Origin of the sequence: Streptomyces sp. NPDC048696, from assembly GCF_043198895.1 — a bacterium.
Taxonomy (GTDB): Bacteria; Actinomycetota; Actinomycetes; order Streptomycetales; family Streptomycetaceae; genus Streptomyces.
The window spans coordinates 380,206-404,769 of record NZ_JBICVJ010000003.1 but is presented as its reverse complement, the minus strand read 5'-3'; the positions used below and the strand labels follow the sequence as shown (position 1 = coordinate 404,769).

Annotated in this window: 30 protein-coding genes; 5 read left to right on the top strand and 25 right to left on the bottom strand. The window is 67.6% G+C overall.

Going from position 1 to position 24,564, the window contains the following annotated elements; translation table 11 throughout:
• Nucleotides 1–51 precede the first annotated feature (51 nt).
• The 6 genes from ACGFRG_RS08125 to ACGFRG_RS08100 all read right to left on the bottom strand — a co-directional run bounded on the left by ACGFRG_RS08125 (nt 52) and on the right by ACGFRG_RS08100 (nt 3,137).
• Entirely contained in the window at nt 52–420 is a 369-nt protein-coding gene (locus tag ACGFRG_RS08125; protein WP_393262445.1) for a MazG-like family protein, read from the bottom strand.
• Complete coding sequence (gene tmk / locus ACGFRG_RS08120) at nt 413–1,042, bottom strand: dTMP kinase (protein ID WP_393262443.1); 630 nt, start codon at nt 1,040–1,042, stop codon at nt 413–415. Before tmk ends, ACGFRG_RS08125 begins: the two co-directional genes overlap by 8 nt.
• A complete protein-coding gene (locus ACGFRG_RS08115; protein WP_393262440.1) occupies nt 1,039–2,145 on the bottom strand; it encodes a radical SAM protein in 1,107 nt (368 codons plus the stop codon). Before ACGFRG_RS08115 ends, tmk begins: the two co-directional genes overlap by 4 nt.
• Nucleotides 2,146–2,297: 152 nt before the next feature.
• A complete protein-coding gene (locus ACGFRG_RS08110) occupies nt 2,298–2,483 on the bottom strand; it encodes a hypothetical protein (RefSeq protein WP_393262438.1) in 186 nt (61 codons plus the stop codon).
• Entirely contained in the window at nt 2,480–2,797 is a 318-nt protein-coding gene (locus ACGFRG_RS08105) for a DUF6415 family natural product biosynthesis protein (protein ID WP_393262436.1), read from the bottom strand. Before ACGFRG_RS08105 ends, ACGFRG_RS08110 begins: the two co-directional genes overlap by 4 nt.
• A complete protein-coding gene (locus ACGFRG_RS08100) occupies nt 2,787–3,137 on the bottom strand; it encodes a hypothetical protein (RefSeq protein WP_393262434.1) in 351 nt (116 codons plus the stop codon). The genes ACGFRG_RS08105 and ACGFRG_RS08100 overlap by 11 nt, the downstream gene beginning before the upstream one ends.
• A 169-nt stretch (nt 3,138–3,306) precedes the next feature.
• On the opposite strand from ACGFRG_RS08100, the gene ACGFRG_RS08095 reads away from it, so the two are divergent.
• The 4 genes from ACGFRG_RS08095 to ACGFRG_RS08080 all read left to right on the top strand — a co-directional run bounded on the left by ACGFRG_RS08095 (nt 3,307) and on the right by ACGFRG_RS08080 (nt 5,855).
• Nucleotides 3,307–4,566 carry a helix-turn-helix transcriptional regulator gene (locus ACGFRG_RS08095; protein WP_393262431.1) on the top strand — a complete coding sequence of 420 codons (1,260 nt, stop codon included), beginning with the start codon at nt 3,307–3,309 and terminating at the stop codon, nt 4,564–4,566.
• Complete coding sequence (locus ACGFRG_RS08090; protein WP_393262429.1) at nt 4,563–5,117, top strand: GNAT family N-acetyltransferase; 555 nt, start codon at nt 4,563–4,565, stop codon at nt 5,115–5,117. The genes ACGFRG_RS08095 and ACGFRG_RS08090 overlap by 4 nt, the downstream gene beginning before the upstream one ends.
• Before the next feature lie 154 nt (nt 5,118–5,271).
• A complete protein-coding gene (locus ACGFRG_RS08085; protein ID WP_393262426.1) occupies nt 5,272–5,610 on the top strand; it encodes a DUF6233 domain-containing protein in 339 nt (112 codons plus the stop codon).
• A gap of 23 nt (nt 5,611–5,633) precedes the next feature.
• The gene (locus ACGFRG_RS08080; protein WP_393262423.1) at nt 5,634–5,855 is read left to right on the top strand and encodes a hypothetical protein; all 222 of its coding nucleotides are present in this window, start codon (nt 5,634–5,636) and stop codon (nt 5,853–5,855) included.
• A gap of 58 nt (nt 5,856–5,913) precedes the next feature.
• On the opposite strand, the gene ACGFRG_RS08075 is transcribed toward ACGFRG_RS08080, so the two are convergent.
• The 6 genes from ACGFRG_RS08075 to ACGFRG_RS08050 all read right to left on the bottom strand — a co-directional run bounded on the left by ACGFRG_RS08075 (nt 5,914) and on the right by ACGFRG_RS08050 (nt 8,605).
• Nucleotides 5,914–6,123, bottom strand: a complete 210-nt coding sequence (locus tag ACGFRG_RS08075) for a hypothetical protein (RefSeq protein WP_393262420.1) — start codon at nt 6,121–6,123, stop codon at nt 5,914–5,916.
• Nucleotides 6,124–6,249: 126 nt separating this feature from the next.
• Entirely contained in the window at nt 6,250–6,447 is a 198-nt protein-coding gene (locus tag ACGFRG_RS08070; protein ID WP_393262722.1) for a hypothetical protein, read from the bottom strand.
• Nucleotides 6,448–6,500: 53 nt separating this feature from the next.
• Nucleotides 6,501–6,728 (bottom strand): holin, encoded by a 228-nt coding sequence (locus ACGFRG_RS08065; RefSeq protein ID WP_393262417.1) that lies wholly within the window; start codon nt 6,726–6,728, stop codon nt 6,501–6,503.
• A gap of 4 nt (nt 6,729–6,732) precedes the next feature.
• Nucleotides 6,733–7,665: an N-acetylmuramoyl-L-alanine amidase gene (locus tag ACGFRG_RS08060; RefSeq protein WP_393262415.1), complete on the bottom strand. Its 933-nt coding sequence runs from the start codon at nt 7,663–7,665 to the stop codon at nt 6,733–6,735.
• Nucleotides 7,666–7,730: 65 nt separating this feature from the next.
• Nucleotides 7,731–8,192, bottom strand: a complete 462-nt coding sequence (locus ACGFRG_RS08055) for a hypothetical protein (RefSeq protein WP_393262412.1) — start codon at nt 8,190–8,192, stop codon at nt 7,731–7,733.
• Nucleotides 8,192–8,605 (bottom strand): hypothetical protein, encoded by a 414-nt coding sequence (locus tag ACGFRG_RS08050; protein ID WP_393262410.1) that lies wholly within the window; start codon nt 8,603–8,605, stop codon nt 8,192–8,194. Before ACGFRG_RS08050 ends, ACGFRG_RS08055 begins: the two co-directional genes overlap by 1 nt.
• Before the next feature lie 84 nt (nt 8,606–8,689).
• On the opposite strand from ACGFRG_RS08050, the gene ACGFRG_RS08045 reads away from it, so the two are divergent.
• Nucleotides 8,690–10,009, top strand: a complete 1,320-nt coding sequence (locus tag ACGFRG_RS08045) for a pentapeptide repeat-containing protein (RefSeq protein ID WP_393262407.1) — start codon at nt 8,690–8,692, stop codon at nt 10,007–10,009.
• A gap of 191 nt (nt 10,010–10,200) precedes the next feature.
• Here the strand turns inward: ACGFRG_RS08045 and ACGFRG_RS08040 are convergent, their stop codons facing one another.
• The 13 genes from ACGFRG_RS08040 to ACGFRG_RS07980 form a co-directional block, all read right to left on the bottom strand.
• Nucleotides 10,201–12,540, bottom strand: coding sequence for a carbohydrate binding domain-containing protein (locus ACGFRG_RS08040; RefSeq protein ID WP_393262404.1), 2,340 nt, complete (start codon nt 12,538–12,540; stop codon nt 10,201–10,203).
• Nucleotides 12,537–15,338: a hypothetical protein gene (locus tag ACGFRG_RS08035; protein ID WP_393262401.1), complete on the bottom strand. Its 2,802-nt coding sequence runs from the start codon at nt 15,336–15,338 to the stop codon at nt 12,537–12,539. The genes ACGFRG_RS08040 and ACGFRG_RS08035 overlap by 4 nt, the downstream gene beginning before the upstream one ends.
• A gap of 74 nt (nt 15,339–15,412) precedes the next feature.
• Entirely contained in the window at nt 15,413–15,958 is a 546-nt protein-coding gene (locus tag ACGFRG_RS08030) for a hypothetical protein (protein WP_393262399.1), read from the bottom strand.
• Between the two features lie 11 nt (nt 15,959–15,969).
• Nucleotides 15,970–16,473, bottom strand: coding sequence for a hypothetical protein (locus ACGFRG_RS08025; RefSeq protein ID WP_393262397.1), 504 nt, complete (start codon nt 16,471–16,473; stop codon nt 15,970–15,972).
• Nucleotides 16,474–16,481: 8 nt separating this feature from the next.
• Nucleotides 16,482–17,468, bottom strand: a complete 987-nt coding sequence (locus ACGFRG_RS08020; RefSeq protein WP_393262394.1) for a phage tail tube protein — start codon at nt 17,466–17,468, stop codon at nt 16,482–16,484.
• A complete protein-coding gene (locus ACGFRG_RS08015; RefSeq protein WP_393262392.1) occupies nt 17,468–17,719 on the bottom strand; it encodes a hypothetical protein in 252 nt (83 codons plus the stop codon). Before ACGFRG_RS08015 ends, ACGFRG_RS08020 begins: the two co-directional genes overlap by 1 nt.
• A gap of 22 nt (nt 17,720–17,741) precedes the next feature.
• Entirely contained in the window at nt 17,742–18,209 is a 468-nt protein-coding gene (locus ACGFRG_RS08010) for a hypothetical protein (protein WP_393262389.1), read from the bottom strand.
• Nucleotides 18,210–19,022: a hypothetical protein gene (locus tag ACGFRG_RS08005; RefSeq protein WP_393262387.1), complete on the bottom strand. Its 813-nt coding sequence runs from the start codon at nt 19,020–19,022 to the stop codon at nt 18,210–18,212.
• Between the two features lie 259 nt (nt 19,023–19,281).
• Nucleotides 19,282–20,517 (bottom strand): phage major capsid protein, encoded by a 1,236-nt coding sequence (locus ACGFRG_RS08000; RefSeq protein ID WP_393262384.1) that lies wholly within the window; start codon nt 20,515–20,517, stop codon nt 19,282–19,284.
• A 67-nt stretch (nt 20,518–20,584) separates the two neighbouring features.
• Nucleotides 20,585–21,283, bottom strand: coding sequence for an HK97 family phage prohead protease (locus tag ACGFRG_RS07995; RefSeq protein WP_393262381.1), 699 nt, complete (start codon nt 21,281–21,283; stop codon nt 20,585–20,587).
• 34 nt (nt 21,284–21,317) lie between these two features.
• Nucleotides 21,318–22,673, bottom strand: a complete 1,356-nt coding sequence (locus tag ACGFRG_RS07990) for a phage portal protein (protein WP_393262379.1) — start codon at nt 22,671–22,673, stop codon at nt 21,318–21,320.
• The gene (locus ACGFRG_RS07985; protein ID WP_393262376.1) at nt 22,670–22,849 is read right to left on the bottom strand and encodes a hypothetical protein; all 180 of its coding nucleotides are present in this window, start codon (nt 22,847–22,849) and stop codon (nt 22,670–22,672) included. The genes ACGFRG_RS07990 and ACGFRG_RS07985 overlap by 4 nt, the downstream gene beginning before the upstream one ends.
• Nucleotides 22,846–24,306, bottom strand: coding sequence for a terminase (locus tag ACGFRG_RS07980; RefSeq protein ID WP_393262373.1), 1,461 nt, complete (start codon nt 24,304–24,306; stop codon nt 22,846–22,848). Before ACGFRG_RS07980 ends, ACGFRG_RS07985 begins: the two co-directional genes overlap by 4 nt.
• Nucleotides 24,307–24,564 lie beyond the last annotated feature (258 nt).

Here is a 24,564-nt window from a genome sequence, read left to right as displayed (position 1 = left end):
AGCCTGCCCCCGGAAAACGGCCGGGGGCAGGCAGTCATGCGGAGAGCGCGGTCACTTGGCGACGGCCGGCGCGTCGTCGGATTCGTGCGCGTGCTGCGTCTCGGCTCGGCCGACGGACCGGGCGCCGACGCGTTCGAGGTGGTGGGCGAAGATCTTCCCCGCCTCGGGGGTGATGGTGCGCAGGGCGACCATGGCGGTCAGGATGACGTCGCACAGTTCCTTCTCGACGTCGTCCCAGGTGTGGGACTGGCCTTTGCGGGGGTTGTAGCCGACGGCTCCGATCACGGCTTGTGCCGCTTCGCCGACCTCTTCCTGAAGCTTGAGGATGCGCATCATGCGCGCCGTCTCCTCGGGGGCGGGGCTCTCCCGGTCGAGCCAGTCGACGATGCCGTCGATCGTGTCCCAGGTGGCGTCAGCCATGGGTCTCTCCCATCCGTAGGTCGTTCACTTCGTCCGCGATCCGCGCCGCGACGTCTTTGGGTGTCAGCTCGGTGCAGTCCAGTTCCATCACCAGGAAGCCCCGGGCCCGCAGAAAGCTAGCGGCCTCCTCATACAGGCGGGCCTCGATCCGAGTGCTGTCCTCCATAAGCTCGAATCTGCTGTGCGCGCCCCGGTTGGCGAGCCGCTTCGCGGTCACCTCGGGGTCGGCACCGAGGAGGACGGTCAGGTCCGGCCGGAGTACCGGCCGGTTGAGGTCCCACACGGTGTCCAGGGGAATGCCGTCGATGCGCTGAAGGACCAGGGAGGAGGCGATGAACCGGTCACAGAGCACGAGTTGGCCTTGGGTGAGGGCAGGCTGGATTTCGCGGGCGACGTGGTGGCGGCGGTCGCGGGCGATCATGCGGGCCAGCGTCATCCCCCGGTACTCGGTGGTGCCCTGGCGGATGAGGTTACCGAGCGGGGTGCGGGAGGGCTCGGCTGTGGCGTGCACCGGGCTGTACTCGGCCGTGAGCAGGCGGGCCAGGGCGGCGGCGGTGGTGGACTTGCCGACTCCGCCGGGTCCGTCGATTGCCACGAACAGACCCGGTCTGCGGCCGGTCATGACACGCCTACCACGGGAAGGACCCGGGTTTTCTTGGGCACGATCGGGCACTGCTCGGTGTCGACCGTGCCGATCCGTTCCCCGTTCGCGACGACGGCGGCCGGACAGCCTTTGCCGCAGTCGGCTGCCAGACCACACGATCCGCAGGTGGGGTTGGCGCCGACGGTGAACCGCTCATGGAACCTGTAGGCGTCGAGCCGGGCCGCGATGTCGTCGTGCTCCCACACGTTACCGACGATGAAGTCCGTGTCCGGGTGCTGGGAGACGCGGGTCCGGGCGGCGAAGACGAGGTAGGGACAGACGGCGACCTCGCCTTTGGTGAAGACATAGATGATCGTCCCGGCTTCGCATCCGGACAGCGGCTTGTCGTCGTTGGGGAAGCGGATGTGGACGAGGTCGAGGTCATCGGCGAACGGCATGGTCAGCTCGCGTATGTGCCGCATGTGCGTGTCCGGACTGCGCAGCTTGCGCATGGAGTTTTCACCCCGGCCCATCGAGCCGAGCGGGTTCATCAAGACGTACTTCGCGCCCTGGTCTACCGCGAACCGGCACAACTCGGCGTACTCGGTGTCCTCGGCCAGATTGTTCGGCGTGCACAGCAGCCCTTGCAGGATTCCGGCCGCCGCGAAGCGCTTGACCGTCTCCACGGTCTCCTCGAAGCCCTCGGGGCGGCCTCGGAACCGGCCGTGAGAGTGTGCGGAGAACCCGTCGAGGCTGACGTTCATGTGGACATCGCCGATCTCCACCAGATCTTTGATCTGCTGACCGGTGACGATCGTCGCGTTGGTGCAGATCCCCACCCCCATGCCCGCTTCACGGAACAGGGCGGCGATCTCGATCAGGTCGGGGTGTACGAACGGTTCGCCACCGGTCAGCGTGACGCGCGTGACCCGTGCCTTCACGAGCTGCGGCAGAAGCCGCGTACGGATACCGTCCAGGGGCATTGACTCCCCGCGCTTGGTGGCGGATACGAAGCAGTGCGCGCACTTCTCGTTGCACCGCTCGTCGATCTGGATCAGGGCCTTGCGGTGGGGGTGATCCACGGTGGTGCGGAAGTAGCAGGACGCGGCCTTTTCCTTCGTGATGATCGGTCGAGTCGTCACGTTGGAACTCCTTCCGGGAAGAGTGGGTCCGCCGCTGTCGGCGGCCCCGGCGGCGGGGTGCCGGCCAGCCTCGGGGGAAACCGTCCGACACCCCTGTTCCGCCTGCGGTCGACTGCCCAAGGTGCGGTGCGCAGGCGGAGTTTGGGGGTGGTTCAGTGTTGTGGTGGTGGCTGGTCGGGGGCGCTGATCGAGACGGGCAGCCAGTCACGCGACAGGGTCGGAATGTGGTGGCGCAGCACGAACACGGGCGGGACCAGACCGACGGCGAGGAGCAGCGCGAGGGGCCGCGCGAGAAGTAAGTGGTCCGCGTCGTCTCTGCTGCGGTGCTGGCCGCTCACCGCTTGCCCCCGGGTTCGGTTGCCAGGTCCAGGAGCCGGTCGGTCATGGCGGCGAGTCGCTGGGCGTGGACGGTGCTGGCGGCCAGGTGCGTGCCGGGGCCTTTGTCGAGCTCGGCCCGCACCTCGGTGACGGCCTTCTTCCAGCCGTCGGGCTGGTAGTCCTCGACGATCGGCACCAGGACCGCGATCTGACCGCGCAGGCGCTCCAGCCACTCCTCGATGATCTCGGCGACCGGAAGACCGGCCCGGGGAGCGAGGATGTGGGCCAGAAGGTCGCCGATGCCGTCCGGGTCCGTACGGCGCTCAAGGCTCACTGCGACCCCCGGCGGTTGCGTAGCGGGTGAGGATTTCCACGGATTTCGCGAGCAGGCGGAGCGTGGCGGCCGGGTCGCCGCCGGTACTCGTGGAGCGGGCCAGGTCCTTCGCGTGCCGCACAGTGGCGACTGCCACGTCCTTGGCCCGTCCCTCTTCCAAATGCTGGGCGTGCTGATCGGCCTGGTCTTCCAAGCCGACGATGTAGTTCCGCAGACGTCCGCGTACGGCAACGGCCTGGACGCTGGTCGGGCAGTGCGCGGACAGCGTCAGGGCAAGGTCCACCTCCCTGCGCAGATCGACAACAGTCGGCGCGGCGTGGGGTCTGGGCGGGGTGTTCACGAAGGTCACCACGTCTCGGGTTTGGGTCGTTGCGCATAGTGAACGGTGGGAGTGGTGGTGATCGGCATGAAAAAGTGCACGCCACTCGGGTCGCGGCCGACCGGAAAAACTGACCGCCCTTTGACCCCCGCTCTACAGCCAACGTCAATCACGCGGCTACGGTGAGCGCGTGGCGGTGAACCGCAACCTCAAAGAGGGCATGAGCGAACTCGGCCTCAAACAGGAAGAGTTGGCCGAGCGGATGAACGATGCGATCGAGCAGATGACCGGTAAGCGGGGCACGGTCTCCACTCGCACGATCCACAATCTGGTCACCGGAAAAACTCTGTGGCCGCAGTTGAAGCAACGCCTCGCCCTGGAGGCAGTATTTGGATGTAGCGCCATCGAGCTCGGCTTCGTCCCGCGTGGCCACATCGCGGCGCTCGACGACCCGCAGCACGACCAGCCGGAGGACCACGTGCTCCGCCGAACTTTCTTCACCTCCACAACCGGCACCGTCCTTGCCGTCACCTCCTCGGCCGCCGCTACCAGCCCACCTCACCGCGTCGGCATTTCCGACGTGAGGCGGCTGAACGCGCACTTCGCACGCATCATCGCCACCGACAACTCCCAAGGCGGCACCGATGACGTCGAACACTCCGCGCTCGACTACGCCCACAAGGCCCTCGGCCTGCAACAGGCAGGTAGCGCCTCCCAACGGGTACGCGCGCAGCTCTACTCCCTGGCCGCCGCCTTCACCGGCTCCGCCATGTGGGCCGCGATCGACGGCGGACGCCTCCACGGAGCCGAGACGCACCTGGACCGGGCCGTGAAACTCGCCGGTCTCTCCGGCGACCCAGCCGTCCAGTTCCGCGTCTGGGGCCACGCCGGAGCCCTCTACCGGCACCTTGGCCAGTACGACATGGCTCTCGCCGCCGATGAGGCCGCGAAATCCTCCCGCGTCGCCCGCGACCCGATGTACGCCTCACTAGCCCATGCCCGCACCGCCGTGCACCACGCCGAACGGCGGGAAACGGCAGCCACCCTGCGCTCCCTCGGCTACGCACAAGCAGCTCTCGACCGCGCAGACCCCACCACGCCCCGGCCGCCGTGGATGGCGTTCTACGACCGCGCCGAACTCCACCTTCTGGCCCTCACCGCCACCACGACCCTCGGCCGCTGGGAGGAAGCCGAAGCGCACGCCCACCAGGCCCTCACACGGCTGCGTCCGGAGATGAAACGCAACCACGCCCTAGCCCTAGCCCTACTCGCTCACGCCCAACTCGGACAGCGTGAATCGGAACTCGCCGTCACCACCGCCGCCAAGATCCCCGCCCAGGCGAGGCACGGCCGCACCGCCCGCCTCCTCAACGCCTTCGGGCACCGCCTCCACGTTCTGGCACCCACCAGCCCGGCCACCCGCAACTGGTTCGAGAAGGAGCCCCTGTGAGCATCGAGCTACGGCACCACACCGATGTCGAGCCCGTGAGGCAGACCGTCATCGACATCCACATCGAGGTCAGGCAGCGCGACCTTGGCCTCAGCGGCTCCTTCTACACCGCCGACAGCTTCAACACCCGCCTGACCGGACACAGCTCCCGCCCCGGGTGGGAGACCGTGATCGCCTACGACGGCACCGAGCCCGCAGGGTTCGCCTACGCCGTCCCCCTCGGCCCCGACACCCGCTGGTGGGACCACATGACCAGCCCGCTGCCCGACGAGTACACCGTGGAGAACGGCAAACGCACGCTGGCCCTGAACGAGATCGTGGTCCGCCGCCCATGGCGCGGGACCGGCCTCGCCCACCGCATCCACGAGGAACTGCTTGCCGCACGGCACGAAGAACGGGTCACGCTACTGGTCAACCCGAAGGCGGGAGACGGCAAGGTCCAAGCCGTCTACGAGCGGTGGGGCTACGAGAAGATCGGAGAACAGCAGCCCTTCCCTGACTCCCCCGTCTTCGTCGCCATGATGCGCCCCCTGACTGGGGTTGCCGAGTAACACAGACCGCGAGATGTCGAGGCCCGTCTCGCACAGCCGGAGCTCCAGGCATGACGAAAGCGCCCCCTGCCCGCCCGAAGGCGAGAGGGGGCGTCGTGCGGTCCAGGCCGGGGCCTTGGCGCCAGGGCGCGGCCCTCGATCTACACTCGAACATGTGAACGAGTCGGAGTCGTCGAGGCTTGCCGCCCTCCTCTTCCTGGAGCGCGTGCAGCGGGCCGACCTCGCCCGGACACGGCGCTGGATCGACCAGGAGCGCCAGCGCGCCGCCGAGGAAGCCGCCCGGCGACCACTCCCACCCCCACCGGACTGGGTTCTCGCCTACCAGCGCACCGGCCGCGGTCCGACCCCGGAAGCCGTACACGTCGGCGGATGCAGCATGGCGCCCGGTCAGCCCAAGGCGATCACCCGCGAGCAGGCCCTCGCCGCGCTCGCCGACGGCGTCTCAGCGTGCGAGTACTGCCGCCCCGACACAGAGCTCGGCGTGCTGGAGTGACCAGCCCGGAGCACCCTGGAGACATGGACGCGGCGCCGATAATCGTCCACCGGCCGCGCGGCACCGGCGGCCGGCGCGTAACAGTGCGAGGCCAGATCATCGGCCTGGCGCACAGTGATCGCGACCTGATCGAGTTCCTGCGCCAGTCCGGCCTGGACGAAACGACTGCTGAGGAAATGGTCGGCAGTAATTCGGCAATGATCGAGTGGCGCGGTGGCCGACCGCACGACTACGCCGCCGCGTAGCGATGGCCTCCCGATCCTCGCGCCTTCCGACTTCGCCCGCGCTCCGTCCGGGGGTGCGCTACAGCCATTCGATCAGAACCGGCACCACCAGGAGGAGGATCAAGAAATAGGCGATCCAGAAGAAGGCGAGCTTGTCGCTTCCTGGCTGCATGCTGGCAGGAAGCATCGGGTCAAGTTCTGACCGGTAGCGGCTTTCCGGTGTATCAATCGGCTCCGGCTTAACCCGACCGAGGCGCTTCAACAGCTCCGGATTGATGTGCTCATCCATCGCCCCTCCCAGAGGCGGCGGCGCTATGGAAGACCGACACTGGACGGCTTCCTATTCTGTTGTCAAGGCTTGTCGCGCAACGCGAAAAAGGCCCCTGCCCTCCCCGAAGGGAGAGCAGGGGCAACCTCAACGTGCAAGCGACTGCCAGACGCTCACCACGAGTGCAGCGCAGCCGGTCAGCGCAGCCACGGAGGGTAGCGGCCACCGCGCCCGCTCCAGCGCATCGAGCCGCTTCTCGTGCTCGTCGAGTGTCTTGTCCGTCTGATCGCCGCGCTGGACCAGGAGCGCCAGCTGTCCGCGCTGCTCGGCGAACCCGACCTCCATGGTCCGCCGCAGCTCGGCCAGCTCCAGGGCGACGCTCTGGGACTCGGGCGGCGTCACCGGCGGCGCACCGTCTCCGTGATCCCCGGCCCCTCTGCCCCACCAGAGGTGGCTATCGCCGTGAGCACGGCCAGCAGTCCCGCACCGGCTGCGAGCGACAGTCCGTCACCCCAGTCGGCATGCAGAACCCCCGCCGAGTCGAGCCCAAGCGCAGCCACGAGGGTCTGCGCGGCCGTGCGTACTGCTCGCTCGCCGGTCGCCTTCCAGAACGCAAGAGTGCCCATGTGATCAGTCCTCCACGGTGAAGCCATGGGCAGCGCCCAGGCGGGTGAGAGATGCCTTGCCGGGGATGCCGTCGGCATCGCTGCCGCTGTAGCCGTACCGGCGCTGAAGCGCGGCGTACGCGCTCACGGTGAGGGTTCCGAACGAGCCGTCCACGTAAGCGGAGTCGAGCAGCCCCTCCGCCTGGAGCGCCCGCTCGACGAGCAGCACCTCAGCCCGATAGGTCGTGTGGCCCTGGGGTGCCGGCGGGTCCTGGTGGGCCGCCGCCACGATGTGAGCCAGCGACACTGACTGCGGGGTCGGGGTGCTCGGCCCGGACGGCTTGCTACCGAGCCTGCGGGCGATCCGGGCCCGCATGTCCGGCATCGCGAAGCCGCGCGGATCGTTCTTCCAGTCGGACCACTCCAGGTGCCCGATCACCGACTTCGCCGACCAGTTGTGTCCACGGCAAATCGCGGCCGACACGCGCTCGATCGCGTCGAGCTGGGCGGCAGGCCACGGGTCGGAGCCGTCGCCCAGGTTCTCGCACTCGAAACCGTAGAAGTGGCTGTTGCCGTCGATCGCCCCGGAGCTGCCTTCGTGCTCGTGGCTGGCTGGTGGGCGCTCGTCGTAGTCCTCGGCCACGACTGCGGCCAGGACGCGGGGGTCGCCGCCGCCTGCGTGGTTGGCGCGGCCCCAGCCGACCAGGTGCACGACGCCGTCCTTGGCGATCATGCCGTGGCACAGTGGACCAGGCAGGCCGTCATAGCCGTTGTTGACGATGCGGACGGTGGAGTCGGTGCCACGGGACACTGTGTGGTGGATGATCACCCCGTTCACAGGGCCCCAGCCGCCGTGTCCGGCTCGGTTGTGGGTCTGCCAGTTGCCGACCTCGACGACGCGCACGCCTTCGGCGCGCAGTGCTGTGAGGAACTGGTCAGCGGTCATGGGTGTGGCCATAGGGGCCTCCAGACAGGGAAGAGGCCCCCGGCCGTATGGCTCGGGCCCGTGAATTGATTTGTGGGTTACGCCAGCGGATTGGTGATGCGTACGCCGTCCAGCCAGACGACGCTCGTGGTGGTGCCTGCGGCGCTGGGCACGCTGCCGGTTACGGCGCCGCTGCTGAGGAAGCCGAGTCGGACGGGGTAGTGGGCGCTGGTGCTCGCGTAAACAGTGAATCCACGCTCGCTTGCCACTCGGTACCCGGTGTTGAGGGTGAACATGGTCAACGTGGTCGCGGCGGCGAAAGACGAGGTGTTGATCCGCCCTTCGAACCACCACTCCTCGACGCCCCCCAACCTGACCTTCCGCATCCGGGGAGTGGGGGCGCCAGCGGAGAAGTTCGTCCCGAAGCTCCCTATCGTCGAAAGCGGAGTCCAGGGCAGCAACTCTTGAAAGGTCGCGAGGCTGCCGTCCCTGACTTCCTGGTTCATGAGCGCGGCTGTGACGACTTCGCCGACCACCCACGTCCTTGGAGTGAACGCCATCAGGCATCGACCTCCTCGGACGCGGAGTTCGGGTTGAGTGGATCACCGGCGTGCCACCAGTTCCGCAGATGTGGCAACTGATCGGCGAGGGTGGCCTCGACCGCCTCGGGGTCGGCCGGGAAGATCAGGCGGACCCAGCCGTAGCCACACTCGGTGCATGCGGCCCGTGCATCGCTCGGGCTGACCACCTGCGCCGAACCACACGGGCAGTCGACGACCCACCGATTGTGATTGATCCGCGCGAACACCTGATGCCCCACGATGGGCGCCTCGGGCGGGACGACTCGGCGCTGGGCCCGGTACTCGACCCAGCGGAACACCCGCTCAGCCGCCGGTACGAGATCCCACGCGGTCGTAGGCTCCGTCGGGGGCGGCAGATAGAAGGTCTCCGCGCGCTGAACAGGAACCAACACGGAACCTCCCAGCAATGCTTTGTGATTTATGTCGATCTTGTCTGTCGCGCAACCGTCGCCCTCGGTCTGAGCATGTACGGGGGCATGAACCGCACCCTCGAACAGCGCCGCGCCTGGGCACGCCGGAGAAGCCTGGCGCGCCGCGCCGGGACATGGCTCCTGATCACGGTGGCTGGGGTGGTGTTATGCGCGGGCCTGCCTTGGCTCGTATGGAAAGGCCCCTACGTCCTGGACGCGAAGTACATCGACAAGACGACCATCGGTAACGGAACCGGATCGGCCGCCCTGGTCACCGGCCTACGTACAGCCTTGGTGGCCTGCGTCGCCGCACTAGGCGCCGCGATCGCCCTTCTCTACACTGCCCGCAACTACCGCCTCACCCATCGCGGTCAGGTCACCGATCGCTTCACGAAGGCGCTGGAGCGCCTTGGCTCAACGGAGGTCTACGTGCGGATCGGAGGCATCCTTGCCTTGGAGCAGATCGTCCAGGATGCCCCCGAACAGGCAACCGATGCTGCCCGGGTCCTTGGCCACTTCCTACGCGAGCGCGCGCCCCGCGCACGAACCATCGCAGAATCAGCCAGCCCGCCCGAGGTCGGGAAATCCGCTAACCCACTTCCTTCAGAACCCGCTGGAGATATCCAGGTCGCCCTCACGGCATTGACCCGGCCGGAATCCCGCACCCACGTTGACCGTCGCGAAGGAATCGATCTCCACGGCCTCCATCTCATGGGTGCCAACCTGGGCGGGGCAGACCTCACCGGCGCCAACCTGGGCGGGGCGACGCTCACCATCGCTGACCTGGGCGGGGCGACGCTCACCAGAGCCAACCTGGGCGGGGCGACGCTCACTGGTGCTGACTTGCGTGGGGTGACGCTCACTGGCGCTGACCTGGGCGGGGCGACGCTCACGAGAGCCACCCTGCGTGGGGCGACGCTCACCGACACAAACCTGGGCGGGGCGACGCTCATTGGCGCTGACTTGCGTGGGGTGACGCTCACTGACACGAACCTGGGCATGGCGACGCTCACCGACGCTGACCTTGACGGGGCAGACCTCACTAGGGCCTATCTGGGCGACGCGACGCTCACCGGTGCTGACCTGGGCGGGGCGACGCTCACCAGAGCCACCCTGCGTGGGGCGACGCTCACCGACGCCAAGCTGGGCGGGGCGACGCTTACCGATGCTGACTTGCGTGGGGCGACGCTCACCGATGCTTACTTGCGTGGGGCGACGCTCACTGGCGCCAACCTGGGCGGGGCGACGCTCACCAGAGCCAACCTAAGGCGCGCCCGACTCATCGGCGCCCACAACCTCACCCAAGACCAGATCGATGCCGCGACAGTGGACGCAGAGACGACCCTTCCCGAAAGCCTCTCAGGGAAGCCTTCTAAGAAGACGTAGGGCTTAACCCGTCGAATCGACTGAGTGCGCGAGATGACATGGCCTTCCGCTGTCGGCGTTCGAAGGCCCCAATCACTCGGCACGTAGCTAAGCGGACTTGTGGAAGTCCGATGCGGTTCAAGGGGCGCGGAGAACTGCCAGACCAGCCACGCACGGTCCGCAGCCGAGTGACCGCACTTCCAGCGGGGCGCTTAGTAGGCGAGTCGGGTGGTGGTGCCGAGCACCGCGTACGTCGGATCATCGAGCACCCACACAGAGTCCGTTGCGGTGCGGGAGGTGTAGAAGTCGATCCGGTGGTTCTCCATCCCGATCGTCTCCACGTAGCCCTCTACCGTTGCCGTGACGGTCGGGGCGGCGGCCTGGGCGGGCATGCTGGTGATGGTCAGGAGGGTGGAGACGTCCGCGTCGAGCAGGCTCCGGTAGGTGGCCAGCGGCATCGTGTACGCCTCCACCGGGATATTTCTCAGCTCGGGCTGCGGGTCGGCGTACCGGTAGACGAGCCACGACATCGCATCGACGACCTCGTTATCCGTCGTCTTCAGAACCGTGAGGTCCTTCGGGTACCGGCCGTACGCCGCGATCGACGCATCCGACTTCACACGCTGAGTTGCCCCGCCCGGGCGCACCCCAGTGACGTCGTTGACGAGCTTCTGATCGTCGACGGGCATCTCGACATCGCCGGTCTCCAGATCAGCGAACGAGATCACCACCGACGGCGGGGCGTTGTAGCGAATGCTCCTTGCCTGGAAGACGAGACTGCCACTCCCGCGATCAGCCATGAACTTTCCGCCCTCGGTGGCCTCAACGGTCCGCATCATTTCCAGGGCGTTAGATCCACCTCCCCCCTGGCTCCCAACGGGCCTGAAGCTGCCAGAGCTGATCACGCTGGTGATGCCGGCGTACCCGGCGAGTCGCTTCATGCGCTGATCGGCCAGTTCTCCCGAGAACCCGAGGGCGCCCGCGGCGAAGTGCGCGGTGATCCAGCCCGGAGCGAGGTCGCCGGTCGGCCGAGTGTGCATCGCGATGTGGGCGATCTGCCCGGACCAGAGCCGGGTTCCAGCCCAGCCACCCACGATGAGCTGTCTGAGCGACATCATCGAGGCCGTGAAGACCGGGAGGGCTGACCCGCCGTCCAGATAGAGATTGTGGTTCCACTCGTCGTAGAAGAAGTGGTGCCACCGCCCGTCCGCCCAGGCGGCACCGGAGGGAGTCTCGGTGAGGCGGCTCGTACCGTTGTCGGTGTACTCGATGATGAACTGGCCACTTGCGTTGAGGGCGAACACGAGTTGGTACTGGCTGCTGCTGGACGCGAAGCCGCAGATGACCCGGTCCGGGATGCTGGTGCAGAACCAGCCCTCGATCCAGTTGAAGTAGCGACGGGACAGAGCCTCAACCTGTGGGCCCAGATCCGCCGACAGATACTGGCCTGCACTGGCCGACACGGGCGTGAACCATGCAGCGGTCCGGCCTGTCGCGGCCGGGCCGGTGGCTTGGCCGACTACGAGGGTGCCGCCCGATCCGATCTGTACGGACGAGAGGGAAGTGGCACCGGACCCAGAGAGATCGCCTGCGGTGGCGGAGCCGTCGGGCTCGGTGAGCGGATAGTAGACCGAGGGCTGAAGCTGCAAGATCTCCTCGGCCAGCAGTGGCTCCAACTGCGGCAGACTGGCCAGGGACTTGAGGAGATCAGTGGCCGTGATACGGACGGTGGAGTGGAGGCCGGTCCACTTCGCCGGCCACTCGCCGACTGCCCCATAAAACCGGGCGTGCAGACGCGCGAACGTGCTGTCGAACGCGGTCGGCGATGTCCCCTCCTCGACCTGGACCTCGTCGAGCCACACCGACCCGCCAGGGGTGGTGACCGCAATGGTGGTCAGCTGAAGGATGTGGGAAGGGGCGGTCGCCGTCCAGACCACGGTGATCCGCTGCCAGGCTCCGGTGACCGTGGAAGGACCGCCGAGAACGGCGCCGCCGTCGATCTGCCAGCGAACCGCCGGAGACCCGGTCGATACCCATACCCAGCCCGACGCGACGTACGTTCGATCGATCTCCAGGCCGTACACGATGGTCTGCTCGATGCCTGAGTATCCGATGGAGCTGTCGTTCCACTGGGTCAGCAGTGATGCTGAGCCCTGGTGAGCGCGGGTCAGGTCGACCAACGAGCTCAGGGGCGGCTGCGTGCTGTTGTCCTCCCAGCCGGTGTTGGCATACAGGCCGCTGCCGGGGCTGGTCTCCTCGAACGTTCCTTCCCGTACGAGGTTCTTGGCGGCGGTCAGTTCCATCACGCGGAGGGGGCAGTTCGGCCGCACGTATGGGTAGTACGGAGAGGCGGCGGTGCCCGCGCTGAAGCGGCCACCGTCGTTGTCGAGCGTCAGCGAGCATGTCCCCGGCTGAATCTGGGACAGCTCGTCGGCGGCGCCGCGCGTGATCCGAATCCCGGCCTTGAGGTCTACCCACGGAGTGATGTCCGTCCAGGTGACGGACGATGCCGTGGGAGCGAAGCCGAACCCGGCTTGGACCACGATCCTCATCGCATGATCACCCCCTTCACCCCGAGGTTTCGCTGAAGCTTGAGGAGCATGGTGCGGATCTGTTCGGCGACGGCCACGGGGTCCAAGGCCCCGTTCACGGTGATCTGAACCACCTGCTGGGTGCCACCTGAAACGGTCGCGGATCGCCCCGCCACAGGCCGTGCGGACGTGGCTGCGGCGGTCCCCAGACGCCCCGCGTTGAGATCGTCAAGGAAGCCCACCCCGTACCGAGCCACAGCGGCAGCCCGGACGACGAACTCGCCGTCGCTCAGGCGCGTCAGGATGCTGTCGGAGGTGCTCGTGCCCGGACCACGCACGTAGCCGCCACGCGGGAATCCGACGAGCCCACCGGTCGCGCGTGATTCGATCGCGTCCGGGATGCCGTTGGCGTTCTGGTCCCACGATGAGGCGGCGATGTACACGCTGATTGGGATCATGCGTCCGCGGATGCCGTTGATCGCGTTCTGGGCCTCTCGGACCTTGGCCTCCAGGTCCGAGATCTGCGCACGGATCGCGGCTTTTCGGCTGTCCGGTACGCGGGCCAGCTGGCGCTTCGCGGAATCCAGCTTGGCCTGAAGATCTTCCAAATTTCCGCGCAGCCGAGCGGTCTTGTCGGGAGTCTGGAGAATCTGGTCTGCGAGGCGCCGGGCCTCGATCCGGTTCAGCCCCATCTGCTGGGCGTAGGCGATCAGCCGGTCCCGGCCCCGGTCGTAGATCGCGTTGACCTGCTCCCACGACTGCCCGGACTGCCGGGCCTGCGCGGCGGCCTCGTCGGTCTTGGCAGCGAGATCATTCAGCGCCGTGGCCGCGCTGCGGGCCTTCTCACTGTCCAGGTCAAGCTGCCCGTTGTGCATCCGTAGGGCATCGGCGTTCTTCCTCGCTGCCTCGGCGGCCTTGTCGATTGCGTCCTCGAAGGCGATCATCCCGCCGAGACCGGAGCGCTGCGTGTCGTTCAGCGCTGCGATTGACTGCCGCAGGCCATCAGCGGACGCCTTCTGGGCATCGAGCTTCGCCTGGACACTCTGCGCCTGCTGGCCAAACAGCCCCTGCGACTGCGCCGCCAGCTGCTGCTCGAACGCTGCGTCATCCAGTGCCGACTGGTACTTGCCCAGATGATCGGTCAGATCCGAGACGTCCCGGCCGCTGCTGGCGTACTTGCCCTTCAGCATCTCCAGGGCGGCGGCGGCCTGATCAGCGTGGCCGTTTTTGACGAGGTTGGCGAGCGCCTGGTCGATCGCGTCGAGAGCCTGCTTGGCTTCCTTCGTGGGGGTCGAGTCCGCGAGACCGAGCGAGAACACTTTGACCAGGCCCTGCTGGATCTTGTCCACCGTCGCCGGGTCCGTCACGGCCCGCACTTTGTCGTACAGGCCATCGAGATCCTTGCCGAGGACGCGGGCCGCCTCGCCGGATACCTTGCCGGTAGAGCCCAGCTTGCCGAGCGCCGTGGTCATCTTGTCCACGTCCGGCGGCGCCGTCTTGCCGATCGAGGACAGCTTGGTCAGTGCCAGCGCCACGAGCCCCAGCCCGCCCGCGATGATGCCGAACTTTGCCGCGCTGCTCAGCGCGGCGAACGCAGCCCGTAGTGCCGCCAGCTTCCCGGTCGCCCCAGCCGCCGCCACCGTGGAGGCGCCGATCTGCGTGCCGACCGCAGCCAACGCCGCCTTCACCACGTCGAGTCCAGCGCCCGCGAGCCGCACCGCCTTGATTGCGATGGCCAGCTGGAACAGATTCGTCAGCGTGCTCGTGGGAACTGCGGTTACGAGCTTGGCCAGCGCGTTGACCACGGTGAGCATGCCGACGCCCACGTCCGCACCGGCCTCCAGCAGGTGCGCCACGGCGCGGGCGATGTTCTGGACGGTGTTGACGACGGCCGGGCCCTGCCGCTGTGCGTACGCCATGAACTTGCCGAGCCCGCCGCCGGTGATGTCGCCGGTCGACAGCTCGCGGCTGAGGTGGACGACCCAGTCCACGGCCGTACGGACCGTCCTGGTGGCGAAGTTGTCCATACGGTTGAAGGCGGCGTCGAAGCCGGGCGTGGTGATGGCGCCGCCGAGCAGTGTCATCAGCCGGGATGTCTGCTCGCCCGTGCCCTTGACCAGCGGAGTCAGCCGCGGAAAAAGCGCCTCCAGAATCCCGAAGCTCTTGATCGCGGTGGGCATGGTGTCGCCCGCAAGCGAGTCCGACCAGTTGTTGTAGGCACGGCTCAGACTGGCCAGCGCGACGGACGCCTGCTGGGTGGCGGGAGGCATGCCGGCCAGCTGACGCTGGTACTCCGCCTGTGCCGTGATCGACTTCTTGCTCTGCGCGCCGGACTTGGCAACGGAGTCCTCGTACTTCTTCTGCGCCTTCGCGGCCTCCCCGAGCGAGCCGATCTGTCCGCCTAAGGCGACGCCGAAGGCCGCGAGCGCCAGCGCGCCTGCTCCGGCCTGGACCACGAGCGGGGCGAGCGACGCGGCCGCCGGGATCGCCGCCGGGGCCAGCGAGATCAGGCTGGCCTTCAGCTTCTCTGTGAACTTCGAGCTCTTGTCCGCCAGGTCGTTCAGTTTGGCCATGGGGTCGTACGTGGTGCGGACCCCGTCACTCATCTGCCGGGCGGCCGCGTCCGCCGCAACGAACCGTCCGCGCAGGTCGTGCAACCTGCCGTTTGCGTCCCGGGTGAACTGGGTCAGCGCCCGGTTGCTGTCGTCACTACTGGCGTTGAGGCGGCGACGCATTCGCTCGGCGGCATCGCCCGCACGATCCAGAACGTTGGAAAGGCGGTCGCGGCCCTCGATGATGAAGTTGAAGACGTCCGCCACCTGCGCTCACCCCTCGGACTGCCGAGCCTGATGGGCGTCCATCCAGGCGATGAGCGAGTAGAAGTCCTCGACGATCAGGTCATCGACGGCTCCGGGAGAGATGTGGAGGAGGTAGGCGAAGAGTCCGAGATAGCTGCCTCGGGCGGCGATGATGTCTGGCTCGGGCTCGGGTCCGTCGCCTGCGGGCGGGGGGACCGCGCTTCGTCTTTTGGGGCCTCAGTCATTTCCTTGATCGTGGCTTCGGCGTGTGCCGGATCGGCGGCGGCCGCGATGGCCTTGCGCCACGCTTCGTCCAGGTCATCGCGCGTCACCTCGGGATCGCTGTCCGCCAGTGCGATGGCGCGCCGTACGAAGTCGGCAGTCTCGTCCTGGTCCCAGCGGGTGACCATCTCCTCGATGCCTGGGTCGAAGTCTCCGAGCCGTAGACCTGGGTGGGAGCGCTTCTTGATCACCCACACCACGGCGCGCATCGCGTCAAGGTCCTCGTCCTGGAGCCCCTGCACAACGTCTTTCCACTTCTGGCCGGTCGTCCTGGACACGATCGACGCCTCCGAGACACGCAGCGATCGCGCGTCGTACTGCTCCGGCTCGCCATCCGGCGGCGTGTACACAACGATCACGGTGGCTCCTTCTAGCTGAGGCGCTGACGCACGTCGTCAAGGACGCGCTCGACCTCGGCGCTCATGCGGGACTGGTGTCGGCGGACCGTGTTGGTCCACCACAGAGGGGTTGCGGTCTGGGTCGCCCAACGACGTCGGTTACCAAAGACGGGATGGCGGATGCGGCCGGTGTTGATCACATCGGGCATGCGCCGTAGATCTGGCGGTAGCAGGCCCTTGTCGATCCACACGCGAGCCCCGGCGCCCGAGCTGGTGGTGCGCACCGAGATGCGGATGGCGTCCGCGATCGTGGCGCGCAGCGGCCGGGTGGTCGGCGAAGGTCCGCCGGGACGGGTGCGGCCGGGCGAGCGGATGTCCAGGCCGCGGATCGCGGACTGGAGATCGTTGCGCAGCGGCTCGGCCGCGCGTCGGATGCGGCGCTGCACGGAACTGCGGAGGCTCTCGTGACCGGCTGCCCGAAGGCGCCGCTGCATCTCCAGCAGGCTGCCGGTGTTCATGATCCGGACCGATTCCACGGCTCACCTCACACGGTGGTGTCGGTACTCATGTACTCGATGGCGGGCTGATTCGTGCCGTCGAACAAGCCCTCGAAGCTGAACGACGGCCGGACGACGTCGGGGCCGTCCACGGTCGGTGGGGCGTCGTTGATGCGGATCACCGGGAGTTTGATCCGGAACGTCTCGAAATAGGTACTCGCGATATTCGCCCCGATGAATTCCCACACCAAGGCTGTGGCTCCGTCACTGGTGTGCAGGTCATCCAGGGTGGTGGCCACGTAATCCGTCTCCAGCGACCCACTGATCTTGACCTGGTCATTCGAGATCGGTTCCTTCTTCAGCCCGGCCTGCCCGGCATAGAAACGGTCCACGGCCTGCGGCCTCTCGATCTTCACCGACACCTTGCGAATGCCATCGAGGGCGACCTCTCCGCCGTAGGTACCGGTCTTGAGAGCCATCTGACCGAAGTGAAACGGTGCCATCGCCGGGTAGCTAGCCACGGCGAGAGTCTGCGTCTCGTCGCAGTCCTTGGCGTCGACGTCGAACGAGGCCATGAGCATGCCGCCGACCGTGCATGAGAATTCCGCCGCGATGATCTTGCAGCCGAGGAACGACTTGTCGGTGACCGTGCCCGTGGTGAGGGGCACGCCCTTCTGGATGGTCAGGCTCTTGCCCGCGACGTCCGCCAGAGTGTGCGTCTGGAGGTAGGCCGCCGTCGTGCCCTGCTGTACCGGCGTCACCGTCGTGCCCATCAGCGCTTGGAGCAGCAGCCCCATGGCCTTGGTTGTGACCTCCATATCGAGGCTGCCCGCGACCTGGCGCTGAGTGACCACACGCCGCGATGAAAGCGCTAGGAGCCGCCCAGCCGCGACGCCCGCCGACTGCGCCGTGGTCTTCTTGAGATGCAGCCCTTCCTTCGTGAACTCAACGAACCGCGTGGGTGCCTGGTAGGTGCCGTAGCCGTTCTCGGCCGCAATGCCCATCTGGGCACCGAGCCCGGACCCGATCGCCATCAGTCCTCAGCTCCCTTCCATACGGTCTTGGCCGTGGTCTTCGTGGGGGCCGGAAGCTCCACGAAGGCCCCGTTACCGCCCCCGGATTCGTTCCAGCCCTGCGGCTCCTCCACCGCCTCCCACGTGCCGGGCTGGCAGACGTACCCGCCGAACCGGTCGTCAGGGACCTCCACCACCTCGTCGAGCTCAACTTGCCGGCCGAGCTCCGGCACGGTGACCGGCTCCAGGCCGATGAAGCGCACACGCGCCATCGCGTTCCTCCATGGATGTTGATCAGATACGGGCCCGGCACGTGATCGTGAAGGCGATCCCCGCCCGGACGCCTCGGTCCGTAGCCATCTGCTGGAACACGCCCCGGGTCAGGTGCGCCCACAGCACAGTGCCGCCCAGCGTCGGCGCTTGCTGGTTGGTGTCCGTCGCGCGCAGCGCCGCCTCAATGGCGGCCAGGAGCTCGAACGCGCGTCGGCGCCTCGCGGCGACGTCGGTGTCCCCGGTCCACGACTCGGCCCATCCCGTGATCGAGATGTCTTCGTCCCGGGTACGGGCGCCAGCCGCGTTGAAGCTCTGCGTGAACTCCGCTGCCAGATCGCTGGTGGGGTCCCAGCCGATAGCGATCAGGTCCGCATCCGCCATGTCGCCCAAAGGCGGGCCGTCGATCACCTGCACACCGGTCAGGCTGGGAACTGCCCGGAACAAGGCCACCAGGGCATCCACCACACGGGGAACAGCTGAGGTCGCCATCTACCCCACCCCCGGCGGCAGACGGTATGGATCTAGAAGCTGGAGGGCACGGTGCGGGATGGCGTAGCCCAGCCCCGGAATCGGCTCGCTGACCGCATAGTCGTCCACCCCCAGCTGCGGGCGCCCTGGGCCCTGCTGAGTGCGCCACAGGTGTTGAAGGATGATCTTGGAGGCGGATGAGACCGCCGCTGGCACGATTCTTCGCCCTGCGCTGTAGGTAGCCCGTAGCGGCCCGTACAGCCACCCGCCGTCTTTGCGCCTCACCACACCGCTCGCGGCGTCTAGATCAAGATCGACTACCGCGTACGACGGCCGCCCCGTCACGACGGCGTCCACAGCGGTGAGCGCGAGCACCGGGGGCTGGAGCAGGGCAAGGGTGTCCATCCGACCGGCGCTGTGGGTCTCGGTCACTGTGCGCACAACTACCGGGCCGACGAACCATTCCACTGCCGCGGTAACCGATTCCACCCAACCGCGCAGCTCGTCATCGTGCTGCGGGCCGGTGATGTTCAGATGAGTTCTCGCGTCCTTCAGCGAGAGGAGCCCCAGGGGAGCCTGCGGGCGGACGTCGAACTGATCGGTGTAGGCATGCGCTGGCCCGGTGAACAGCCAGCGCACCATGTGCCTGCCGGCCACCGTGGTCGCGTAGTCCGCCTGGTAGGTCCCAGGGCCGACGGGGGCAACCGCCGGTATCGCGGTCGTCCCATCTGGAAGGGTGATGGTGAGGGTGGCCGAAGCTGCGGTGGCTAGGGCGCCGCCGGGGTCCCGGCATTCTGCGGTGAGACGGGCAGTCGCGCCGAGGTCGTAGGGCATTTCTCACCCCGCTTCAGTCTGCCCCGAGCTCAGTTCGCCGACCGCGCCCCCGCGATGCAGCAGCTCCCTTCGGTGCGGTGAACCCGAACTCGGCATCGCGCTTCGCGGTCCCTGCGGCCAGTTCAGCCCGGACCCCATCGGCCCACAGGGATGCCTGCTCCTCGTCGAGCTCGATCACATCCCCCGGTGCCCAGGAGAAGTCGGGACTGGCGATGGACTGGAGAATCCGAATGTGCGGCACAGCGGTGTCCTCCTTGGGTCAGCTGGCCGGGTGGGCGTAGACGCGGAACGCGGCGGCATCGTCGGGCTTGGCGTCCAGGCGCAGGAACCCGAAGAAGCCGACCTGAAGCATTTCCGCGTACCGCTCGGCGAGCCTCAGCATCTGCCCACCCGCGACCTGGCGGACGACGTACGCGGCGTTCACGTCGCCGAAGCCGACCGACTTCGCAGAGGCAGCCGGAGCCGGGATGCCGTTGTCGACGGTGACCGCGTAGCCGAGCAGGGTAGACGGAACGCCCGACTGAACCGAGGGTTCCCACAGCGGGCGGCCCTGGGCGTCCTTCAGCTTGCGGATCATCTTCAGGGCCTGGTCACCCATGACGAATCGGGAGATGTCCCGGTACGCCGGGTCAACCGAGTGGATCAGGTCGATGAGGTCGTCGTACGTAATGCTGTTGACCTGCCCAGCGGCTCCGGCCTTGCCGACGACGGCGTTGGTGAACAGGCCCTCGGGCTGCCCGGTACCGGTGCCGGTGGTCAGGTGCGCGGCGACAGCGCGGCCGATGCGCTCGCCGAGCTTCTTGGGCAGCCATGTCTCCAGGTCGAATGCTGAGTCCTGGAGCAGCTGGAGAGACAGCCTCACCAACTTCGACGTGTACATGTACGCCCCGATGGACTTCTGGCCGAACGCCACGTCCTGCTCGGTGATCGGCTGGTTCTCCGCGAGGATCGCGCCCACACTCGCTGTCTCGTCCGACGTCGGCCAGTTCAGCGGGTTGCCACTGGCCGTGGTGATGACGTTCGCCAGGCCCAGCAAGCCCCCGTACGCCTTCATCGCCTCCGTCATCGTGGCGAGGAGTTCGGTCGGGATCAGGAACCCGCCGGCCGTGTTCGGTGACGTGGCGCCCGCCCGGATCTCTTCCTCGTTGGCCATCATCAGCGAGCGGTGCTCGTCGCTGAGGGCACTCATGCCGCGCCGGGCCCAAGCCTTGAAGGCACCCCGGTATGCAGCTGCCTGCGCCTGCTCGTCGGCCCGCTCATCCTGCTCGCCAGTGACGACGATCTCCGTACGGTCAACGGCAGCAAGGCGAGCCATCCGCTCCAGCCGCTCTACGTCCTCGGACGCGGCGGTCAGCTCGGCCTCGGCCGCGTCCCACGCGGCGCGCTCCTCAGCGCTCAGATCCCGGCCGTCGCGCTCGGCGCGCTCGGTGATCTCCTGCATCTGAGACCACGTCCGGGCACGGGTGTCGAGCGCCCTTTCCAGCAGTGTGGGCATCGTGTCGTTGTCCTTTCACAGCACGACGTGTGGCCCACACAGAGGGCCCAGGGAATGAGATTGGTGGTCAGCGCGGCAGCCGGTAGCGGGCCGCGAGCGCCCGCATGCGTAGCTCGATCGCCCGCGCGGAGGCGGCTGGGTCCTGCTTCGTTCGGGCGGTGGTGGCTGGGGTGCGGTCGAGGTGGACCAGGTCGAGGAGTTCAGGACGGTAACGGGCGCGGGCCTCGACAGCTTCCCGGTCGCCGCGGTGGTCTAGGGCGCGCGCCACGGCCTTCAGCTCGGCCTCGGTCTCCGAATAGGCGGGGAATGTGACGGCTGACACCTCGACCAGGCGGACCTCCTGGATCACCCGGACATCGACCTCGACCGGGTCGGCCCCCTCTATCTCGATGGTCTCGGTGGTCCACTCGTCCTTGAGAACGTAGAACCCGAAGCTCATGCCGCTGACATTGCCGTTGCGGACGTTGGCCTTCAGGTCGTTCACGTACGACAGGCCCATGTCGAGGGCCGAGTCGACGGACAGGCCCCGCTCGTCCTCGGTCAGGTCGAGTGTCCCGGCGGAGACCCGGCTGACGACGTAATACGAGTCATGGTCGATCAGCATCCGGGCGTCGCCATCGGTGAGGGTCTGGGTGAACGCGCCGGGCGCGATCTCCTCGTAGAAGCCCCATCGCAGGGGGTTCCCGATCGCCGTACGGCTGTTGAAGATCGCGGCGTATCCGGCGAACCGCTCGGTCTCTGCGTCGGCGTGCGCGCGGATCGTCACGCCAGCAGCGGCAAGCGAGAGACGGCGACGCTCTTCAGAGCTGGTCGTGATCTGCGTCATCGTCCCCTCCCAGATTGAGGCTGATTCTGTGGGTGTCCAGGAGGCGGCTGACGACCTCCGGCCCGACCAGACGTTGCGCCTCGGCGAGCAGACCGGCAGCCCGCCCCAGGACCTGACCGCCGTCGTTGGCCAGCGGATTGGTGCCCAGCGGCGCCATGTAGGTCGGCTGCAGGTAGACGTCGCCTTCCGGGCCGGTGATAGGCGGAAGTTCTTCCAGGGCCCGGATGTCGTTCGCGGACATAACGCCGGTGTCGCGCATCGCCCGGTAGAAGGTGGCGCGGGCCGAGGAATCACCGCGAAGCAGCCCCTGGAGGGCGTACTTCGCGTACTGCCCAGACGGCAGAAGCTCCTTGGTGATGCGCTGTTCAGTGGGGCCGAGCCAGGTCGGGCCGAGGTCGAACTTCACCCAGCCCTGCGCTTGTTGCTCCAGCCCCGTTCCCCAGGACGTGCTCTTCGCGGTCTCCATAAGGAGGAACAGCGGCACGCCGAACATGCGGGCAATCTCGGTGATCTGGAACTGGCGAGACTCCAAGAACTGGGCGTCCCGGTTGGGCATGGTCACGGGGTGGAACGATGCCCCGGAGTCCAGGACAGCGACTTCGTGGCTGTTCGCGATGCCCGCCATCTTGGCCTGCCACCGGGACTTGAGTGCGGCGGCCTGATCAGGAGTAAGTCGCTGCTCAGTCTGGAGAACTCCGCCCAGGATGTTGCCGGAGCCGAAGAGGCGTGCGGCCCCGATTTCCGCAGCCTGCGCCAGGCCGATGCCCTCGGCCGCAAGGCGTACCGGCGAGCAGCCAGTGAGCCCGTCGTAGCCAAGGCCAGGGATGTGCAGAATCTCGCGCGAGGTCAATGCGTGGTGGGTACCCCAGTCGTCTGTGACGTCGAAGACCTTGCCGGAGGGAAGCTCGGCAGCCGGGCGCACACGGCCGACCTGGACCCGGTCGGGCGTGATCGGCCAGAGCTCGGCCACCGCGCCCGCCCTGTTGCGCACCTTCTGGAGGTAGGCGTTCCCCCACAACACACGGTGCACGTAGGCGAGGCGCCAGACCTCCAGCGGCGTGAATTCGGGGTGTGGATCGTCCAGGAGCGGCGACAGAGCCTTGTCCTTCGTACCCGCCCTATAGACGTGCAGCGGCAGCGCCGCTGACACACCGGCGATCACCGCGACCGACCGCCACACGGCCGGCATGTGGAGCGACGTGCGCTCCGACACCGCGACACCCGCGTCCGTACGACGTCCGCCGAGCCATTCCAGCAGGGAGGCATTGGTGAGCGGCGTGGCCGGACTCTCCAGGGAAGCACGGCGCTCGAACAGGCCGAAAAGGCTCACGGGTCCGTCTCCTTTGCCTGGTCATCCGGCTGCGCAAGGGCTGCCCGCTCGACCACCAGGACCCCGATGACGCCGCCGGTGATCAGCCCGAGCGGGAAGCAGATGAGGGCTACGCCGAGAAGGGCGAGGAGGACGAACAGCACCTCGGCCGTCAGCAACAGAGCCTCACGGGTCACCACAGGTTCGGCGCTCCTTCGGGCTCGATGTGGGCGCGCTCGGCGTGGCCCCAGGCCGCGAAGGTGGCGGCAACCAGTGGGCTGATGTCGACGTTCACGCCTCGTCGGGCCCAGGCCCACCCGTCGCCAACGGGGCGCTTGTCCGTCCCGGCCAGTGCTGTGGCGAGCGGCGCCTGGTCCAGATGCACGATCTGCTGCTCGGAGACCGCGTCGAAGAACTGGCCGCATGCTGCGGCGACTTCCCGAGTCCTCGGCTCCAGGAGGAGATCCTCCAGACCCAACTCCGCCAGCGCCTTCTTCACCGCTGGAATCAAAGAGGCGGCCGGTCCGCCCGCGTCGATGACGAGAGCGCACGGACGCCACTTCTCCACCAGCTCGACGAGCCGTTCCACGACCCAGCCGGTACCGGGGCGGTGGTCGACGACCTCGACGTGCACGGCATCGCCGCTCGCACCGGCCGCGCAGATCGCGCTGTGGGTCCGCTCGGGTGTTGTGTCGACGGCGAACGCCACGGGATCGGACATCGTCGACGTACCGTCGCCCAGCGCCCGCCAGGCGTCCTCACCGATCACCGACCAGGTGTCGGCCGAGTCGCTGGGGTAGTCACCGACCCCTAGCCGTTCCCGGGCGAAGATCTCGGGGGACATCGTCAGCCGCTCCCGTTCCGTGTGCTCCAGCGTCAGCCGATAGCCGAGCGCAGGGTTCGCCTTGGCCACCGAGAACGGCGACAGCGGGTCGTCGTGGTCCGTACAGCCTGGCCGGCACTCCTCAACGTGGGGATCGATCGACCACTCCAGATAGGCGAGGCTGGGATCTGGTACGCCGGATTCCATAGCCTCCAAGGCCCGCTTGCGCAGCCGCGCCAGCTGCATGGACGGCGACCCGATCCCCGCGCTGCCGAAGTACCAGACCTGCGGGTTATCGATGGCGGCCATGGTCGGCATGAGAGCGCCCATGGCGTCATCGCCGAGGATCATGTCCTCGTCCAGCATGTTGGCGTTTCCGGTGAACCCTCGCCCGCTGCCGCCGGACCGGGCCAGGAAGCGCAGCCGCTCGCCGGTCAGGAGCTCGATGGCTTCCTCGCCCGTCGTGCGCCGCACGGCCTTGACCCGCTTGCGGAGTGAGTCGGTGTTCACGATCAGCGACTCGATGCGCAGGAACGCTTCCTTGGCCGTCTTGAACTCATGGGCCGAATGCAAGATCAACCGCTCGCCGAGGAGGAACAGGCCCGCCAGCTCGCGGGCCTCGATGATCGCGCCCTTCCCGTTCTGCCGCGCCACGTTGATCGCGACTTCGAACGCGGACCACCGGCCGTCCGGCCGCTCCCCGAGCCCGACATGGAGGGCAAATTGCTGCCACTCGTCGAGCAGCAGACCGGCGACCGCAGCCAGTTCAACGGCTTCCTGGCCCGAGCTGGAGGTGTACGGCGGAGCGGTGAAGACCCGCGGCCGTTGCACGCCGCGAGCAGCCGAAGGCTGATCAGGCGCCCCGTCGTGCTGCTCTTCGGGAAGCGAGGTCATCTAGCGCGTCCCCCTTCGCGGCAGGCGGCGCCAGCTTCCTCAGCTCGGTCATGGTAGCCCGCAGCTCGCGCGCGGCTACAGCCATCGCGGTGGGGGCGTCGCTCTCGTCGATCGCAGTAGCCAGCTCAAGGGCAAGAGCGGCCAAGCCAGGGGCGACCATCTCCACACCGAGCTGCTCGATCTCAGCCCTTGTCG